We start from the raw sequence: 19,526 nt of genomic DNA, 5'->3' as shown, positions 1-19,526 counted from the left end.
GTAGCATTTGGGCGAATGGTTCTAGGTCTATGGTAGTACAATATTTTATTACATAAGAAGAGGTGGATATTTAGTGACTTTGAAAAAGAAACTAGTAGTATCAACATTAGCAGCAAGTATGGTAGCAGCATCCGTAGCGGGTCTTCCGCTGGGTAGCCTTGGTGCGGTAGGTACAGCATCTGCGGCTACAGTTAGTAGCAGTACCGCAGTTAAGGAAAAAGTTCTTGCTGTTTACAAACAATTGTCCGCAACAGATGCAGTTTATCTCTACAATTTGAAGACTGAGGTTGCAGCGCTGGATGAGGCGACTTTCGAAAAGATTTTTGCTCCAATTCTGGATAAGCTTGCTTTGGAGCCAGAAGAAAAGACAACATCTCTTAAATTGTTCCAAAGCGTTACTAGTGTAGTCTACGACGTCTATGGCAATGACTTCTCTGGAATCCAAGTTATCCGTAACAATGACAAAAATATTGCTTTGGTGAGCAAAATTGCAACTAAAGCAGGTGTGCCTGGACTTACTGTTGATAGTGTTGCTGAATTCTTGAGCAGCATTGAAACAGAACTTCGTGCACTGGTAGGCAGCAAGTCATCGGCAGATTTGTTGGCAATTCTTACTTCTGAATCTGGTTACGATACTTTGTTGGATGAAGCTATTGCAAAAGTATTGAGCCACACAACAGGAACAGGAGCACTTACAGTAAGCCAAGCGTTGGACAAGCTTGGAGTTACTGCTAATGATGTGAAGCAAACACTGAAAAACCTGAACAATACGATTAAATCCGCGAAACCTGCGGCAAAATCACTTGCTGTTGCTTACGTTAAAGCCTATGGATTTAGCGATGGTAACGGTAATGGTAACAGTGGAAGCGGAAATGGAAGTGGAAGTGTTACAACGCCTGTAGCTCCTGTTCAAACTCCAGGAATCTATGATGTATCCAAACTTGTAAGTATTGTTGATGGTAAAGCAACTGTGAAATTGGTTGATGCTGATGTAATTAAAGAATTTGATAAGCTGGTTGCAGCGAACCCTGGTAAAACTGGTCTTACTTTGACCCTGAATCTGGGAACAGTAAATGCTACTACAGTTGAAGTTCCACTTTCCCAAGCTATTATTGAAGCTGCAAAAGCTAGAGGTATTGCAAATATTGCAATTACTTTCAACGGTGTAACTGTAACGATTCCTGTAAGCCAATTCAGCACAGCGATTTCATTGACAGTAACTACAGCTAAACCAGAAGTTGTAACTTCCGTTACCAAACTGAAATTGGCTTCGGATGTGTATGAATTCACACTTAGTGTGAACGGTGTAGTACAAAGCACATTTAAACAACCAATTACTATCAAACTACCACTTAAGAATACTGATGGTCTTGATAAAGAATTGCTTTCCGTTGGTAAACTTGTATACGGCAACCTGCAATTCCAAGGCGGAGTTCTTGATGGAGAATTCATCGTAGAACCACGTGATACATTCTCTTCTTACGCAGTACTTGAGAATAAAGTATCCTTTAATGATATTGCTACTGTACAAGCATGGGCTGGTAGACAAATTCAAGTCGTAGCTGCTAAAGGCGCGATTGAAGGTGTCGGAGCAGGTAAATTTGCACCGAAGAGCAATGTAACTCGTGCTGAGTTCTCCAAAATGCTGATTCGTGCGCTTAACCTGGAAAACAACTCTGCTGTACAAAGCTTTAGCGATGTAAGTTCAACTGCTTGGTATGCACCATATGTAGCTGTTGCAGCAGAAAAAGGGATTATTACTGGACGCAGTGCGGCTAAATTTGATCCTAATGCAACTATTACACGTGCAGAAATGGCAACAATGATCTCCCGTGCGTTGAAATCTATCAATCCTGATGCAAAAACGGATTCTACTGCAATCAGCAAATTCTCCGATGCTGCTAAGATCAGCGCATCCCTAAGAGATGGCGTAGCGTTTGCAGCAAGCCACAACCTGGTTATCGGAAATGCTGGTAAGTTCAACCCGAACGATACAGCTACCCGCGCTGAAGCAGCAGTAATTATCTACCGTACTATTAACTTCAAGTAAATAAAACTTATAGTAAACAGCCTCCTCTCATGTAGGTGAGAGGAGGCGCTTTTTTTGCAAATAGGGAAGATTTGAACAGGCATCGAAATATTTCAGAAATAGCTTGGGGGTAATTTCACTTGTCATCACAAGAATTGGATCTTCGCGATTATTTTCAGATCGTCAGGAAGAGACTATGGCTGATTTTCAGCATAGTTGTATTGGTGTGTGGTATTGCTGGTGTATATAGTCTGTATATTAAAAACCCAGTATATGAGGCATCTACGAAAATTATCGTTAACCAAACACCGACGCAGTCAGCGGCGGGGCAGCTTGACTTAAACCAGATTAATACCAATATTCAATTAATTAATACGTATAAGGAAATTATTAAGACTCCGGCCATCCTTGATATTGTTACAAAGGATTATCCGCAATTCAATATTACTGCGGAAGAGCTATTGAAAAAGGTTAATGTGAGTTCCGTAAATAATACGCAGGTGATGACACTTGTCGTTCGAGATAATTCTTATCAGCGGGCTGCTGAAATCGTGAATGCCATTTCACTTGTGTTCAAGGAAGAAATTCCAAGTCTATTTAATGTGGAAAATGTATCGATTCTGAATGAAGCTAAAGTGAATCCAACTGTTGAGCCAGGGCCGGTAGAACCGAATGTTTTACTGAACATGGCTATTGCTTTTATCGTTTCTTTAATGATTGGATTAGGGATTGCCTTCCTACTGGAATATATGGATGACACCCTAAAGACAGAAGCTGATATTGAAAAGTATCTTGGATTGCCTACCATAGCTATGATTACAAGATTGGGGCAAGACGAAAGCAAACAAGGTGCCGCACAAACACAGAAACAATCATCCAGAAAGGCGGGGGACCTCGAACATGTCACAGCTTCCAAATAAACAACGCCATCTGATCACCGTTACGAACCCACGCTCTCCTGTCTCTGAAGCGTTTCGCGCATTGCGCACGAATATTGATTTTTCTTCCATAGATCAGACTATTCAAGTGATTATGGTCACTTCATCCGGACCGGAAGAAGGTAAATCTACGGTATCTGCTAACCTGGCGGCAGCATATGCACAAGCAGATAAAAGAGTGTTGTTGATTGACGCCGATTTGCGGAAGCCGACGGCACATAAGACTTTTACACTAAGTAACCGTTTTGGTTTATCCTCCCTACTGTCTCAACAAGCAGTTCTCGAGGACACTGTCCAAGAGTCCGGCGTTAATAATCTTTCAATCATGACCTCAGGACCAATCCCGCCAAATCCGGCGGAAATGATGGCATCTAATCGGATGAGCACTCTTTTACAGGACTTGCGTCAGCGGTATGATGTCATTCTTATTGATACTCCACCATTATTAGCGGTTACGGATGCACAAATTGTGGCCTCGAAGAGTGATGGCGTTATTATGGTTGTCAGCTATGGTAAGGTGAAACGCGATATCGCAGTAAAAGCTAAAGCTAATCTAGATCGTGTAGGTGCAAAAATGCTCGGCGTTGTTCTCAATAATGTAAAACGTAAAGCTAGTGAAGGGTACTATTACTACTACTATGGAAATTGATTTATTCATAATTAAAAATGTTATTTTTGGAGGCACTGAAAATGACAGCGAAATCTAGAGTGGTTCTTTTATTCTTCATTGATCTTGCGATCATTTGGTTCAGTATTGTGACATCTTATATGTTCCGATTCTATGATAACTTTCCCCAAGAGTATGTAATTCAAATGTTGCAATTTGGATTGATTTCAACGGTTTCATTTGGGGGGAGTCTAATTTATTTCGGTTTGTACCGGAGAATGTGGCAATATGCCAGTATTGGCGAGATTATTTCCATTCTTAAAGCTAGCATAGTAGGTGGGGGGATTGCTTACGCTCTGGCTTTCTTTATCCTACCTGCACGTGTACCACTTGGGGTGGAGGTGCAAGCCATGGAGGCGACCCTTGTCCTAGTGGGCGGAGTTCGCTTTTTGTGGAGAGTATTTCGTAATGATCGGATCAATTACAAGGACACGCAGACCCAGACGCTTATTGTCGGGGCAGGGGATTGTGGAATATTGATTGCCAGAGAAATGATGGGACCCTCTTTTGCCCATACCAAGTTAGTAGGCTTTATTGATGACAGCATGAACAAATTTCATATGACAATAATGGGTATTCCAGTGTTGGGTAACCGTTACGCAATTCCTGCTATCGTGAAAGAACGCGGAATCCATGAGATTATAATTGCGATGCCTTCCGTTTCACGTACTGAGATTTCTGAGATCATTAATCTTGCGAAGAAGACAGGAGCTAAACTTAAGATTATTCCAGCACTAAATGATCTGATTGCTGGAAAAATATCTGTAAAGAAGCTGCGGGATGTCAGTGTGGAGGATTTACTGGGGCGTGAACCTGTCGTAGCTGATCTAAACGGTATTCTTAGTTATGTGCATAATAGAACTGTATTAGTTACAGGAGCTGGTGGATCTATCGGCTCGGAGTTATGTCGTCAAATCTCACCTTTCGCACCGGAGAAGTTATTGCTTCTTGGACACGGAGAGAACAGTATCTACACGATCGAAATGGAGCTGCGTAAAAAATTCCCTGATTTAAATATAGTTACGGTGATAGCAGATGTGCAAGACCGTAATCGCATGATGGACGTTTTCCGTAGCCATAGACCGCATGTTGTCTTTCACGCAGCAGCACATAAACACGTTCCCTTAATGGAGCGGAATCCTTCGGAAGCCATTAAAAATAATGTTTTTGGTACAAAAAATGTTGCGGATTGTGCAGATAAATACGGAGCTGAAAGATTTGTAATGATCTCTTCAGACAAAGCGGTTAATCCAACTAGTGTAATGGGTGCGACTAAAAGAATTGCTGAGATGTATGTTCAGAGTTTGGATACAACGAGTGAGACTAAGTTCTCAGCGGTGCGTTTTGGAAATGTACTTGGTAGTAGAGGAAGCGTAATACCAGCATTTAAGAAGCAAATTGAAGCTGGTGGACCGGTCACGGTTACCCATCCTGAGATGGTACGTTACTTTATGACAATACCAGAAGCTGTACAGTTAGTAATCCAATCGGGTTCCTTTGCTAAAGGTGGCGAAGTCTTCATATTAGATATGGGAGAACCTGTAAAGATTCTGACACTGGCAGAGGATTTAATTACTTTGTCTGGATATGAGCCATATGCGGACATTGACATTCAGTTCTCAGGCATTCGGGAAGGTGAGAAGTTATATGAAGAATTGCTCACCGATGAAGAGAATCTAGATTCTACACATCACGGTCGAATCTTTATTGGCAGACCTAATGTGATCAGTCAGAATCAGATGGAACTGGAATTTAAACGTTTGGAACGTGTGCTAGCGGAGGATGCGGAAGTAATACGAGAGGTCATTGATCAGATTGTACCCATGCAACCAGTTGCTCAAGCTGCAATTAGCTAATTAATTCAAATGGGGGATACCCAATGTTCAATAAAAGATGGAAGAAGATATTAATTTGGACACTATCAGTCCTTGTTGTACTGGGTGTAGGTGGATTATTCGCTGCTAATTATGCTGTGGATAAGCTGATGAACTCCATGGCGGAGGGATTAGACTTAGAATCGGAAGATACAGTTACCGATGTTCGAGTTGAAGAGGTAGTGGACTCAACACCGACAGCTACTCCTGTTAGTACTTTTAGTGAACCTGTTGAGACTCCAATGCCTGTGGTAGAGCCTCTAAACGGATCTACCGAAGTTGGGGCAACTAATCCTCCTATAGCTAGCCAAAAAAAGGGGAACAACAAAACTCAAGCAACTCCAACTATAACAATACAACCATCTATCGAACCTTCCAAAGAAGTTTCTAACAGTACTGACGAAGGCTATACAGCTCAGATTTCTGCGGATAAGGCGAAGAAAATTCAAGATAATGTCACTGTGAAAGAGAAGGCAGATGTGGCCTCCATTGTATTAGGACAATTAAGTGTAGCAGATATTAAGAGGCTCAAGGAATTGGCATCTGGCGGGTTGACCCTTGATGAGAAACGGGAAGCGCGAAGTATTATTCTAGATAAAGTATCCGCAGAGCAATACAATGAGCTTTCTCAGATTGCTAAGAAGTACGGAGTTAGTCAAGGGAAAACACGTGACCAAATCATTGCCGAAGAAGAACAATTAAAAGCGGAAGAAAAGGGAAGTGAATAAGCATGTCTAAAGTAACACTACCAGTAGTAGCTTTATCATTAATTGCTTCAATTGGTTTAGCGCCATTAACAGCATCCGCACCTATATCAGTATCGGCAGCTGCGGTGGTGCCAAATGCAACGACTAAGACTGCAACTACTACGATTAAAGTACAAAGTATTAATGTGAATTTGATTTTTGACGGCGTGAGTATTCAGCCACCCGCAGGTCAGTATGTATTCATGTACAACAATACAACGTATATTCCACTGCGGTTTATGTCATATGCCTTGCAGAAAAGTGTAGCTTGGGATGCTAAAAACGTTAAAGTTACCGTAGCAGAGCCTAGCAGTTCAGAACTAGTTGTGATTAAAGAATACCTAATGAATGCAACGAACGGGAATAGTACTTCAGTAGCATCGAAGAATATTGTCCTCAATCAAGTTAAGGCAAGTTATGTATTTAACGGTTCAACCAAGGCTTTGCCTGCAGGTCAATCCAGCTTCATCCTGAATGGGTCCTTATATGTGCCCCTTCGTTTTTTATCGGAATCTGTAGGTCATAACATTAGCTGGGATCAGAAGACGAAGACCATTACTGCTGCTTCCAAGGCTTATCAAGAGCAATCCAATAATGGTTCAACAGGTAACAATGGTAAGGATCTATCTCCAGTAGCAACACCAGCACCAACGGATACAACTGACGCAGCGGGAGGGGGTTCTGCGGAAACTGGAAAGGTTTCATATGAAACTATCACCAGTGATACAGAAGCTAAGCTTACTGCACTTAAAAATCAAAGCCAATCGACATTAATGAATATTGCGTTTGAGTATATAGGAGCAACAGATGAAGCTAGTAAGAAAAGTATTAAAGCTAAAGGGGTACAACAACTAGCCTCATTTACTGCTAGCTTTAATAGTATAGTCACTGATGCTGAACAAAAACTGAACAGTAATGGCTACAGTACAGAAATTATTGGTAAATATAAAAGTGAATTTGAATCGCAGTTGCAGTTAGGGAAAGATCTGGCCGCGGGAATGGCGGATTAATTAGCTGTTAAGTGCTATTGAATTAGAGACGATATCGAAAGTAATAATATCAATAGGATCAGGTGAATTTATGAGACCTTATGTTTTTTTAAAACAAATTTTTGATTTTCTTATGGCGTTAATTGGAATCTTAGTGTTATGGCCTGTTTTTTTGATCATTGCGATTGTTATAAAAATAAATTCCAAAGGGCCTGTCTTATTCAAGCAAAAAAGATTGGGTAAGAATAAAAAAGAATTTTATATTCTTAAATTTAGAACTATGAGAATTGATACCCCAAAAGATACACCAACTCATCTGTTGGAAGATCCCGATTTCTTTATAACTAGTGTAGGTCGATTTCTTAGGAAAACAAGTTTGGATGAATTACCACAAATTATCAATATTTTAAAAGGTGAGATGAGCATTGTTGGTCCACGTCCTGCGTTATGGAATCAAGATGATCTCATTGCAGAGCGGGATAAATATGGTGCTAATGACATTAAGCCTGGATTAACAGGTTGGGCGCAGATTAATGGCAGGGATGAATTGGCAATCGTTATAAAAGCTCGATTGGATGGAGAATACATTCAAAAAATGGGAATCTTTATAGATTTGAAATGTTTTTTCGTAACAGTACTAAGTGTATTGAAAAGTGAGGGAGTCGTCGAGGGGGGAACAGGGACTTTAGGGAGTAGAGACATATAACGAGGTCTAAGGCCTCATATATTACTACTCCTATGAAGATACTATAGGATGAGAGGTTAGATCAATGTTATTAGTTACAGGGATTACAGGCCATTCAGGAAGATATTTTTTGCAGGAACTGATTAACAATAACTACGAAGAGACTGTCCGTTGTGTTATTCGAGAAAACTCTGATACAAGCTTATTAGATAGCAGCGGATTAAGAATAGAGAAAGTTACTGGCGATATAACAGATAAAGAATTCCTGAGTTCTTGTATGAGAGATGTGGATACAGTAATGCATATTGCTGGTATTCAAAGATCCATGGTTCTTATGGAGGCCGCAGTAAACAATGGCGTACAAAGAGCCATATTAGTGCATACTACCGGAATCTATTCAAAGTTCAAGACGGCCTCGGAAGAATACAAAAATATCGAAACCGCAATTGAAAAGATCGTAAACAAGAGTGGGAAAATTAATATTACTATATTAAGGCCTACTATGATCTATGGGAATTTATGTGATCTTAACATTAGCAAATTTATAAATATGGTCAATAAACTGAGGATTTTTCCTGTAATTGATAGGGGGTACAGCTTAATTCAGCCAGTTAATGCAAGAGATCTTGGTAAGGCTTACTATCAAGTGTTGAGTATGCCTGTTGAACTTGCGAAAAAAGAATACATATTATCAGGTGAAAATCCAATTGGAATGATTGATACCTTAAAACTAATTAGCGGTAATTTGAACAAAAAAACAGTGTTTATTAGTGTCCCTCTATCCTTTGGTGTATTTTTAGCGAAGTCACTGAAAATAGTTACAATAGGCAAAGTTGATTACATAGAAAGAGTTCAAAGAATGGGAGAGAACCGAAGCTTTTCACATGAGGATGCGACTAAAGATTTTGGTTATAACCCAATGCCCTTTAGTGAGGGGATTAGAATAGAAGTTGAACAATATAAACGTAGATAATACTGAAGGGAAGTCATTAAAACATGGAAAAAATACTTGTTACAGGTGGCTCGGGTTTTATAGGGAGTAAAATCATCGACAGGCTTAATAAGGAGTATGATATTGTAGTTCTAGATAACTTTTCACCACAAATTCATGGTGATAACTACGAAGAATCGTTTTTATATCAAAATATTAAAGATAAATGCAAGGTAATTAAAGGCGATGTTCGTAACTATGAAGATGTACTTTTAGCATTGGAAGACGTTGATTATATAATACATCTTGCGGCAGAAACCGGTACTGGGCAGTCTATGTATGAAATAAATAGATATACTGAAGTTAATATCAATGGAACTTCCAATCTACTTGAAGCTATCTTGAAAAATAAATTCCCAATTAAAAAAATTATTCTATCCTCATCGCGTTCAGTTTATGGTGAAGGTATGTACATCTGCAAAGAACATGGAAACGTAGTGCCTAATTCGAGAAATATAGATGATATGAGGAATAACGACTTTGAAGTTAAATGTCCTGTTTGTGGTGGTAAAGTCGAACTTTGCAATACTACTGAGGAATGTTCCTTATCGCCAATTTCTTATTACGCATACACTAAACTTGCACAAGAAAAAATGCTTGAAGTTATGTGCCCGACCATGAATATTCCATTCACAATTTTTAGATATCAAAATGTATATGGAGCAGGACAATCTCTTAGTAACCCTTATACAGGGATTCTTTCAATTTTTTCGAAGCTATTATTACAAAACCAGAATCTTAACATCTTTGAAGATGGTAATGAAAGTAGAGATTTCATACATGTCAGTGATGTGGCTGCTATAACATGTAATGCACTTGAGAACAAGTCAACTAATAATCAATATATTAATGTAGGTAGCGGTGAGAATATTTCTGTAATACAAGTTGCTGAAACATTAAAGCGATTGTATGAATCTAATTCAGAGATAAAGGTTTCTGGTGACTTCCGAATTGGTGATATTAGACACAATATTGCTGATATTAGCAGGGCACAACAACTATCTGATTTTAAACCTTCTTATACATTTGAAGAGGGTATGGAAGAATTCACTACCTGGGTTAAAGGACAAGATGAAGAAAATAAGCTTGAGAAATCCAATGACAGGTTTGAACTTTCACTAGAGGAAATGAAGGTAACAGGAATGTTAGTTCAGGTTGAGGGTTAGGTAAAGATGAGAAATAAGAATGTTTTATATATTGGAACTCCATTTTTTGGATACTACAAACAGATCATAGCGGAGTTCGAGGAACAAGGATACTCTGTTGATCATTATAATGATAGGCCCAGTGAAAGTGCGTTAACGAAAGGATTAATCAAAATCAAAAGAAGTTTGATGAATTCTCTAATTCAGAAGTACTTTAATAAAATCATGGTTGAGACTCAAAACAAAAATTACGATATAGTATTTATTGTTAACTGTAAGGTGTTTACACCGTTGATGATTCAGAAATTAAAAGACAGTCAAAAAAGTGCAAGATTTGTTTTGTACATGTGGGATTCATTAACTCTTTACCCTAATAGCAAAGACCTGATCCCTCTTTTTGATCGAGCCTATTCTTTTGATTCTGATGATTGTGACCAACTGGAAGCATTAAATTTTTTGGCGCTCTTCTACTGTAAGACTTATGAGAATGTAGGCAAGGAAGTCCTCAGTGAAAGGCAATACGACATCGTAAGTGTATGTACGGCTCATCCAAATCGCTACAGCATATTTAAGGAATTATTTCCGCGATTAGATTCAAAGGGTGTCCGTATTTTTTCGTATATGTATTTGAACAAGTTGCAATATTTCTATAATAAAGCTTTTTTACCAGCATTTAAAGGTGCTAAAAGTAGTGAATTTAAATTCGTACCATTGTCAGAAAAGGAAAATATTGAAGTTCTTAAAAAATCAAACACAGTGTTCGATATACAACATAGTAAACAGAGTGGCTTAACAATGAGAACAATCGAGACACTTGGTGCAAAAAGAAAACTGATTACCACTAACACCAATGTTAAGAAGTATGACTTTTATAACGAAAAAAATATTCTTGTATTGGAAGAGTATGATTTGAACGTTATTGAATCATTTCTGAAGCATGAGTATGAACCAATTGATGAAAAAATATATCAAAAATACAGTTTACACAGTTGGATAGAAACCATTATTTCAGATGAGATGATAATAGATATTTAAAATAAAGTGAAAAGGTGTTATTAAAGGAGTTGGTGGAATTGAACCCTTCTAAATATCTCTGGGCAGTAAGAGCTATAGTTTACAAGATGCGATTTGGTGGATTCGGTAATCTTTCATATATAGGGAAACCAATAAGTCTAGAAAATGTAAAGAGAGTTGAAATTAGAAGGAAAGTTCGCATATACCCAGGAGCACGCATTGAGACTCACGGAGATGGAAGGATTCTAATCGAGAATAATGTTTCGATTGGACAAAATTTTCATATTACATCATGTGGTTCATCATTGGTTATTGGTAAAGATACAACGATTTTAGGAAATGTATTTGTAACAAATATTGATCATGATTATAGGGAAATAGGAGTGCATATTTTAAAGCAAGAGTACCTAACAAAAGAAACAAGGATTGGTCAGAACTGTTTTATTGGATTTGGTGCTGCAATACAGGCAGGAACTATTCTTGGAAATCAATGTATTGTTGGAGCTAATTCCGTCGTACGTGGTGAATTTCCTGATTACAGTGTTATCGTTGGAGCCCCTGCGAAAGTCGTGAAAAGATACAACTTTGAAACGGGTGAATGGCAGAAAGTTTGAAAATAAAGTAAGTCAATTATAAAATCGAAATACAAAGGTGAAGTTCATGAAGATATCGGTTGTAATCCCAATGTATAATAGTGAAGCTACTATTATAAATACGCTTAATTCCATAAAAAATCAAACGGCACTTGAATATATAATAGAAATTTTAGTTATTAATGATGGATCAACCGATACCTCTGTAGATAAAGTTGTGAATTATACTGAAGCCAACAAACAGCTACCTATTGTTTTAATTAATAAAAAAAATGGTGGTGTTTCATCGGCACGAAATACAGGATTGAAGTTGGCAAAAGGTAACTGGATAGCCCTTCTTGATGCTGATGATGAATGGTTACCTACTAAAACAGAAAAACAAATTGAGACAATAAAAAAACACCCGAACATAGACTTCTTAGGCGGAGATATAGATGATATGGGATTGAAAATATTATGGAGACATATTGAAGGTCTCTATGAAGCTAATGTTAAGGATCTTTGCCTAAAAATGTTTCCGCAGACTTCGGTTGCTATATTTAAAAAAAGTATCTTTGACCAGATTGGTGGATATGACGAAGCTCAAAGGTATGCTGAAGATGGAAACTATTTCTTGAAAATATGCTCTCACTTCAATTATTATCATTTACCAGGAAGAATGGTTATTTACGGTGGTGGTAAACCAGCCTTTGGCTTTAGTGGATTATCTGGGAATCTAAAAGGAATGTACGAGGGCACTATTAAAAATATAAAAGAATTACGACAAGATTCAATGATTAGTGGGAAGTTTTTTGTCTTCCTAAGGTTCTTCTATTGGGCAAAATACATAAGAAGAATACTGCTAACTAAATTACATAAACGAAACTCTTGAATATGTAATATTACAGGAGACAAAAAAGTGAAGAAAATATTGATTTTCATTAACAGTATGAAGCCTGCCGGTGGGATTGAAAGAGTCGTTGCTAATTTAGCGAATAGTTGGAGCGAAAAATATGAAATTACATTATTAGTAAAAGATCACGGGGAATCATTCTTTACGCTTAACGACAACATAAAAATAGATAGAATAAATGTTCCTTTAAATCTTAATATGAATAATCGTATACAAAGGATTTACAGCCTATTTAGGAATTTGGTCAGTACTAAGAAAAAATTGACAAAATACTCCCGAAAAACTAATTTTGACTATATTTACGTTACTTCTCCATTTAATGCATTAGAAATTGTTTTACTGGGAAAGGAATTTCAACGTAAATTAATTATTAGTGAACACGGATCAAGGTATGCATACAACAGATTCTATAAATTCCTAAAAAAAATAATTTATCCTAAATCATATAAAATTTCTGTTCCAACAACAATAGATACAAAATTATATATAGAAGATGGTTATGATGCAATATATATACCACATATTTCTACATTTGAAGTAGGACAACAAAATCAATTAGATACAAAAGTAGTGATTAACATTGGAAGATTAACATCGGATAAGCAGCAATTAGTTTTGCTGAAAATATGGAATGAAATAGAGAAAAAGAATACTCTAAACGGATGGAAACTAAAAATCGTAGGAAAAGGTGAAGAAGAGAGCAAGTTAATGGAGTATATATCTACAAATAATCTGGAGAGTAGTGTGGAAATTATTGCTCCCCAAGCGGATGTAGAGAAAATATATCAACAAGCTTCGTTATTTGCTTTTACTTCGAAGTTCGAAGGGTTTGGCATGGTTTTACTAGAAGCAATGTCTTTTGGTATACCATGTATATCCTTTGATTGTCCAAGTGGTCCAAGGGATATCATCGTGGATGGAATGAATGGAAAATTGATCCCATCGTATGACTTGAAAGCCTATGAACATGAATTATATTTATTGTTAAATAATGATATTAATTCTATAAAGGATTTAGGTGATAGCGCTTTTTCTACAGCGGTTTCTTGGGATAATAAAAAAATATTAGAGATGTGGGATAATCTATTTTTGTGATTAATGACCTAAAGTTCTATAAATATAAGTGTTTTTTATTTATAGAATTTAACTGGAGGTAACTATGGAAGGTAGTACACTATTATCAATTGTGATCCCTACGCGAAACAGACAATATTATGCGTTTAAATGTGTTGAACAGATTCTCCAAATTAAAGATTCTAGACTACAAGTTATCATACAAGATAATAGTGATGATGTGGGTTTAGAGGAGCAATTACATCGATTAAATGATAATGCTCGGATTAAGTATAATTATTGTAAAGGAGACTTATCCTTTGTTGATAATTTTAGTATTGCTGTAGACCTGGCTGATGGTGAGTATTGCTGTATAGTTGGCGACGATGACGGTATAACACCTTATATTTTGGATGTGGTGAGTTGGGCAAAAACTAATGATGTAGATGCGATTAAACCAGAGATTCTGTTTGAGTATTTCTGGCCTAATTCAATTAATATTAAAGGTAAAGCCGATAATGGTGTTATCCGATTACTAAAAGCACCTGTTAAAGCGCGAAAATATAATGCCTACAACGAGGTTTTGGAGTTGCTCAAAAATGGGGGACAGCATTATACAACACTTAACATGGTGAAACTCTATCATGGGATCGTTAGGAAATCATGCATAGAGAATATTAAGAGCTTGACTGGTAAATATTTCGGAGGATTGTCTCCGGATATATATATGGCGGTAGCTTTATCTGTAACAGCGAAAACAGTAATTCAGCTCAACTATCCCTTAACTATTGCGGGCGTCTGTGGGAATAGCGGTTCAGCAGATTCTTCAAAAGGTCGTCATGTTGGAAATATAGAAGATGCCCCCCACTTTCGTGGACACGTTCAATACGAGTGGTCAGAACTTGTTCCTAAATTTTATAGTGTAGAAACAATATGGGCTGATTCGGCACTTGCAGCGCTCAAAGATTTAAAAAGAGAAGATTTGATTGAAAAATTTAGATTGTCTTCACTTTCAACAACTTGTATAAGAAAACATCCTGATTTCGATGAGGTTGTTAAGAAACATTATAACACTTATTTGGATAGTAAGACTTTGACTGAGAGGTTACAGTTTAGAACTGGGTATATTGTGTACCCTATTCAAGAATTCTCAAAAAGAGTGAAAAAAAGATTAAAGCGTAAAAGTAGTGACCTATTATTTATCGAAAATATTAATGATATCATATCGGCAAATGAAGAGTTTCAGAAATATAACATTTCAAATAATATAACTCTTGAATTGGTTATTGGGGCACTTCAAAAGGCTCTAAAATCAAAATTAATTTAGAAGAGTCTGAGGAGAGAGTATTAATATGTTCAAAGATAAGACGTTACTGATTACCGGTGGGACTGGATCATTTGGAAAAGTGGTACTAGATCGATTTCTTAATACTGATATTCGGGAGATCAGAATTTTTTCGCGTGATGAGAAGAAACAAGATGATATGCGTCATTATTATCAAAATGACAAAATCAAATTTTATATAGGTGACGTTCGTGATATAGCAAGTGTGAAAAATGCTATGCACAATGTAGATTACATCTTCCACGCTGCAGCATTAAAACAGGTACCAAGTTGTGAATTTTTCCCGATTGAAGCAGTTAAGACCAATGTTATAGGAACTGAAAATGTACTTACTGCTGCCATTGAGTATGGGGTGAAAAAGTGCATCTGTCTTTCGACAGATAAGGCTGCCTATCCTATTAATGCAATGGGAATATCCAAAGCAATGATGGAAAAAATTGTGATAGCGAAATCCCGTACAGTTGATCCTAGTAAAACTACTATTTGTGTTACCCGTTATGGAAATGTTATGGCATCGAGAGGATCAGTTATTCCTTTGTTTGTACAACAGATAAAGTCTGGACAACCTTTAACTGTTACAGATCCTAACATGACACGGTTTCTAATGAGTCTTGAAGAAGCGGTAGAACTCGTTGTATTCGCATTCCAGCATGCTGAAAGCGGAGATACTGTTATACAAAAGTCACCTTCCAGTACAGTAGGTGATTTAGCTGAAGCTGTTAGACAACTTTTTAACCCTACACAGGAAATTAGAATTATTGGTACACGTCATGGTGAGAAGGTATATGAGACGTTGTTGACAAAAGAGGAGCTATTTAAGGCGAATGATCGGGGAGATTATTTCAGAGTACCTGCGGATAACAGAGATCTGAATTACGATAAGTATCTGAATAGTGGAGATGAGAGTCTTTCGTCCTCAGCCGAGTACAACTCTCACAACACCAATAGATTGAGCGTTGAGGCCATAAAGGATAAATTACTTTCACTAAGCTATATACAGGAGGAGTTGGCAAAATGGAACGAGGGCAAAAAAAATTCCTAATCTTGGGCTCAACTGGAATGGCAGGACATACTATTAGTCTATATTTACAAGAACGTGGATATGACGTTACGACCTTTTCTAGGTATGCATTTCCATACTGTAAAAATATCACTGGTGATGCGATGGACAAACGGTTCATCGTGTCGATGCTGAAAGAAGGGGATTATGATGTGGTAATTAACTGCATCGGACTTCTCAACCAAGAGTGTGATAGAGAACCATCCAGGGCTGTGTTTTTAAATAGCTACCTACCACACTTTATCGCTGATATACTAAAAGGTACAAACACAAAACTGATTCATATGAGCACGGATTGTGTTTTCTCAGGTAAAACAGGAAATTATAGTGAGAGTAGTTTTCGAGACGGTGAGACTTTCTATGATAGGACAAAAGCTCTTGGAGAAGTCGAAGATGATAGAAACTTAACATTCCGTAACTCAATCATTGGCCCTGATATCAACGAAGAAGGTATTGGTTTACTTAATTGGTTCTTAAAACAAGATGGCACTATAAATGGATATACTAAAGCTATTTGGACAGGTGTTACCACTCTAACATTGGCAAAGGCAATGGAAAGAGCGGTGGTAGAAGGAATATCTGGAATTTATAATCTTGTGAACAATGAGGTCATTAATAAGTTTGATTTGCTTGGTTTATTTAATAAACATTTGAGAAGTGGGGGGATTTCTATTCAACCAAAAGAAAATGTGAATTTAAATAAGTCGCTTTTTAATAATAGAAAGGACTTTTCATTTGAAATTCCTAGTTATGAACAGATGATAGTAGAAATGAAGGAATGGATTTACGCACATAAAGAATTGTATCCTCATTACTTTCAATGAAGATTCTTAAACAGTAGGAGACATGGATGAACAAAATAAGAGTCTTTTTTAAACGGAAATTAACTAATGAAAAGGATATACTGATTTTTAAAAATATGCTCGCTTCTTTTTTAATTAAGGGAGGAGCCTTAGTCGTTTCCCTTGTTACTATGCCTGCATATATTCGTTACTTTGAGAATCAAGAGGTATTAGGAATCTGGTTTACCGTATTATCCGTTATGACTTGGATTCTTGCCTTTGACTTAGGAATCGGAAATGGGTTAAGAAATAAGTTAGTTGAAGCAATAACCAAAAATGATAAAGTCGCGATGAAAAATTATATATCGTCTGCTTACATTATTATTGGGGGAACAGTCGCAATAACAATATTTATAGGGTATATACTTGCACCTTCTATAAATTGGAACAATATATTTAATGTGTCTGAAAGTGTGATCTCTAAGGAAACCATGCTCTTTGCGGTTAGAAGTGTGTTTATTGGAGTAATGCTCCAGTTTTTGTTTAAATTGATTACATCAATTTTATATGCGCTGCAAAAGGCAGCACTACCTAATTTTCTGGCCTTAATCACTAGTATTAGTCAACTTATCATAGTGTTAGTAGCACCAACATTTGATTCAGCCACCAATTTAAAAATGCTCTCTCTTATTTATGTTTTATGTGTGAATGTACCATTAATTGTGGCCACAATCATTGTGTTTAGAACAAGTCTCAAAAATTGTGAACCGAGTATTTCAAGTTTCAGCAAACAGATGGCTTTTGACATAATGAAATTGGGTGGAGTGTTTTTTTGGGTACAAATTATGTTTATGGTATTAACAAATACGAATGAATTTTTTATTTCGAAACTATTTGGACCCGCTTATGTTGTTGATTATCAGATATACAACAGACTCTTTACATTAGTTGGGCAGCTATTTGCTCTTGCATTAACACCAATGTGGTCTGCAATTACGAAGGCATATAATGAGAAAGACTTCACTTGGCTGAGAAAAACGTACAAATTACTTAATTACACTGTACTAATCGCTGTGGCATGTGAAATTCTGCTAATTCCAATACTACAGATATTAGTTAATATTTGGTTAGGGGAAAATACGGTTACGATAAACTATACATATGCGATGGTGTTTGCTGTGTACGGTAGCATTATAATTTATCAAAGTGTGCTTTCAACCCTTGTATGTGGCATGGGTAAAATGAAGTTACAAACCATATGTTATACTATTGCCGTGATAATAAAGTTCCTTATTATATTGATAGGTATTAAGGTGTTTGATAATTGGCTAATTGTAATTGTAGCCAATATCATTGTTTTTTTACCTTACTGTGTTCTGCAACCGATATGGCTAAAAAAAGAGTTTAGAAAAAGCTAGTTCCAGACACAAATATTAATGTTTAAATTGAAAACAAACTCAAATGAGGCGGTTGGAGTTTTCACTGGAGGCACCAATGATTAGGAAAAAAATTAATTATTTGTTTGTATTTATGGTAATTTATGTTCTTGTGTTTTCTTTTATTGGAGAAATTGTAGGTCAAGGTGGAGATGAACTTATAGTCATACCCTATTTGCAAAGCAGCTATAAAACCTATATAATACTAGTTTTTTTATGTGTAGGGGTGTTCCTAACCTTTCTGAGAAATACAAAATATGTTTTTGATACCATTGATGTAGCATTAATATTTCGAGCGATTTTCTTGGTATTTCCATTTTTTTATATTCAAAATACAAGTAACTATTGGGGATACTATGCCACTAATATAATAGTTCTACTTGTTTATGAGCTGGCGAAAAGAAATTGGAAGGACTTCAATAAAGTATTTAAAGTTTTAACTCTTTTTGGATTCATCTTGAGTATTCAAGTTATCGCGACCTATCTGATAGGAAACTTGGATTATTTGGGTGATTATTATAAGTATTTTATGGCTATTCCTATTGGCAAAACCAATTATATTGGTTGTTTCATATTACCTGCTTATATATTCGCAGACATGGATGAGACAATCAATAAAAAGAAAAAGTTTATAATTCTGCTGATTTTAGTTATTGGAATGTTATTATTAAAATCACGTGGAACGATTTTGATGTTATTAGCATATTACTGCTTTAAATTATTTCCTCAAATGAAAAAAAAAGGAATTAAATTAAAATCTATGCTGGCTCTGCTTGTTGTTGGAATAATAGTTTTTCTTTTTCTAAGCTTGTATTCAGGTCAAATTGGACAATATGCAAGTACTTTTATTTTTGGAACAAAAAATGGCACCTACTACGATACTCAACTTGGCTTATTAGATCGTTTGACCAGCCAAAGATTTTTAGTTAATGATGAAATAAATGAATTAGCAATGAGATATCCTTTTTTTGGTAATGGTCCTGTTTATGAGATTGGTATATATAGGGCACATAATTTCATCACAGACGCTTTTTATCAATCAGGAATTGTCGGAACCATTTTGTATCTCTATGCTTTGTGGGTTTGGTTTAAGAAAATGTATAAATTTAAATCTAATCAAGTAATGAAAAGATTCTATATTCCTGTTTTGGTGATTCTTATACAGGGCTTGATAGAAACCAGCGTATTCTTAATACCTACTGATGTTATTCTGTGGTGCTTAATTGGAGCATCAATTTCCTATGCTAAGTTCTTAGAATATAACGGACTTGAAAATATAAGTTAGAA

18 protein-coding genes are annotated in these 19,526 nt (G+C 36.5%); all 18 read left to right on the top strand.

All coding sequences use genetic code 11. From position 1 onward, the window contains the following. Positions 1-73: 73 nt before the first annotated feature. Positions 74-2,050, top strand: coding sequence for an S-layer homology domain-containing protein (locus NYE58_RS29320; RefSeq protein WP_341003698.1), 1,977 nt, complete (start codon positions 74-76; stop codon positions 2,048-2,050). 119 nt (positions 2,051-2,169) lie between these two features. Further along, complete coding sequence (locus tag NYE58_RS29315) at positions 2,170-2,949, top strand: YveK family protein (RefSeq protein WP_076277508.1); 780 nt, start codon at positions 2,170-2,172, stop codon at positions 2,947-2,949. Then, entirely contained in the window at positions 2,930-3,616 is a 687-nt protein-coding gene (locus NYE58_RS29310) for a CpsD/CapB family tyrosine-protein kinase (protein ID WP_076277507.1), read from the top strand. The genes NYE58_RS29315 and NYE58_RS29310 overlap by 20 nt, the downstream gene beginning before the upstream one ends. Positions 3,617-3,657: 41 nt before the next feature. After that, positions 3,658-5,490, top strand: a complete 1,833-nt coding sequence (locus NYE58_RS29305; protein ID WP_076277506.1) for a polysaccharide biosynthesis protein — start codon at positions 3,658-3,660, stop codon at positions 5,488-5,490. A gap of 23 nt (positions 5,491-5,513) precedes the next feature. Continuing rightward, positions 5,514-6,236, top strand: coding sequence for a hypothetical protein (locus NYE58_RS29300; RefSeq protein ID WP_076219872.1), 723 nt, complete (start codon positions 5,514-5,516; stop codon positions 6,234-6,236). A 2-nt stretch (positions 6,237-6,238) separates the two neighbouring features. Further along, positions 6,239-7,264 carry a copper amine oxidase N-terminal domain-containing protein gene (locus tag NYE58_RS29295; RefSeq protein ID WP_341003694.1) on the top strand — a complete coding sequence of 342 codons (1,026 nt, stop codon included), beginning with the start codon at positions 6,239-6,241 and terminating at the stop codon, positions 7,262-7,264. Between the two features lie 70 nt (positions 7,265-7,334). After that, entirely contained in the window at positions 7,335-7,949 is a 615-nt protein-coding gene (locus NYE58_RS29290) for a sugar transferase (protein ID WP_341003693.1), read from the top strand. A gap of 64 nt (positions 7,950-8,013) precedes the next feature. Further along, entirely contained in the window at positions 8,014-8,901 is an 888-nt protein-coding gene (locus NYE58_RS29285) for an SDR family oxidoreductase (protein ID WP_341003691.1), read from the top strand. A gap of 23 nt (positions 8,902-8,924) precedes the next feature. Next, positions 8,925-10,085: an NAD-dependent epimerase/dehydratase family protein gene (locus tag NYE58_RS29280; protein WP_341003688.1), complete on the top strand. Its 1,161-nt coding sequence runs from the start codon at positions 8,925-8,927 to the stop codon at positions 10,083-10,085. A 6-nt stretch (positions 10,086-10,091) separates the two neighbouring features. Beyond that, a complete protein-coding gene (locus tag NYE58_RS29275) occupies positions 10,092-11,099 on the top strand; it encodes a hypothetical protein (protein ID WP_341003685.1) in 1,008 nt (335 codons plus the stop codon). Between the two features lie 38 nt (positions 11,100-11,137). After that, positions 11,138-11,692 carry a DapH/DapD/GlmU-related protein gene (locus NYE58_RS29270; RefSeq protein WP_341003683.1) on the top strand — a complete coding sequence of 185 codons (555 nt, stop codon included), beginning with the start codon at positions 11,138-11,140 and terminating at the stop codon, positions 11,690-11,692. Positions 11,693-11,738: 46 nt separating this feature from the next. Further along, a complete protein-coding gene (locus NYE58_RS29265; RefSeq protein ID WP_341003682.1) occupies positions 11,739-12,542 on the top strand; it encodes a glycosyltransferase family 2 protein in 804 nt (267 codons plus the stop codon). A 27-nt stretch (positions 12,543-12,569) separates the two neighbouring features. Then, positions 12,570-13,658 carry a glycosyltransferase gene (locus NYE58_RS29260; RefSeq protein ID WP_341003681.1) on the top strand — a complete coding sequence of 363 codons (1,089 nt, stop codon included), beginning with the start codon at positions 12,570-12,572 and terminating at the stop codon, positions 13,656-13,658. Positions 13,659-13,722: 64 nt separating this feature from the next. Continuing rightward, on the top strand, positions 13,723-14,943 hold the full coding sequence (locus tag NYE58_RS29255; protein WP_341003679.1) for a glycosyltransferase family 2 protein: 1,221 nt from the start codon (positions 13,723-13,725) through the stop codon (positions 14,941-14,943). Between the two features lie 25 nt (positions 14,944-14,968). Beyond that, positions 14,969-16,003 (top strand): polysaccharide biosynthesis protein, encoded by a 1,035-nt coding sequence (locus tag NYE58_RS29250; protein WP_341003677.1) that lies wholly within the window; start codon positions 14,969-14,971, stop codon positions 16,001-16,003. Continuing rightward, a complete protein-coding gene (locus NYE58_RS29245; RefSeq protein WP_341003675.1) occupies positions 15,976-16,845 on the top strand; it encodes a dTDP-4-dehydrorhamnose reductase family protein in 870 nt (289 codons plus the stop codon). The genes NYE58_RS29250 and NYE58_RS29245 overlap by 28 nt, the downstream gene beginning before the upstream one ends. Before the next feature lie 26 nt (positions 16,846-16,871). Beyond that, a complete protein-coding gene (locus NYE58_RS29240) occupies positions 16,872-18,221 on the top strand; it encodes a lipopolysaccharide biosynthesis protein (protein WP_341003674.1) in 1,350 nt (449 codons plus the stop codon). Between the two features lie 76 nt (positions 18,222-18,297). After that, entirely contained in the window at positions 18,298-19,524 is a 1,227-nt protein-coding gene (locus tag NYE58_RS29235) for an O-antigen ligase family protein (protein WP_341003673.1), read from the top strand. Positions 19,525-19,526: the final 2 nt, after the last annotated feature.

The organism is Paenibacillus sp. FSL L8-0708, from assembly GCF_038009325.1.
GTDB lineage: Bacteria > Bacillota > Bacilli > Paenibacillales > Paenibacillaceae > Paenibacillus_AQ > Paenibacillus_AQ odorifer.
The sequence above is the reverse complement of the archived record's forward strand: the minus strand, read 5'-3'. Positions and strand labels throughout refer to the sequence as shown.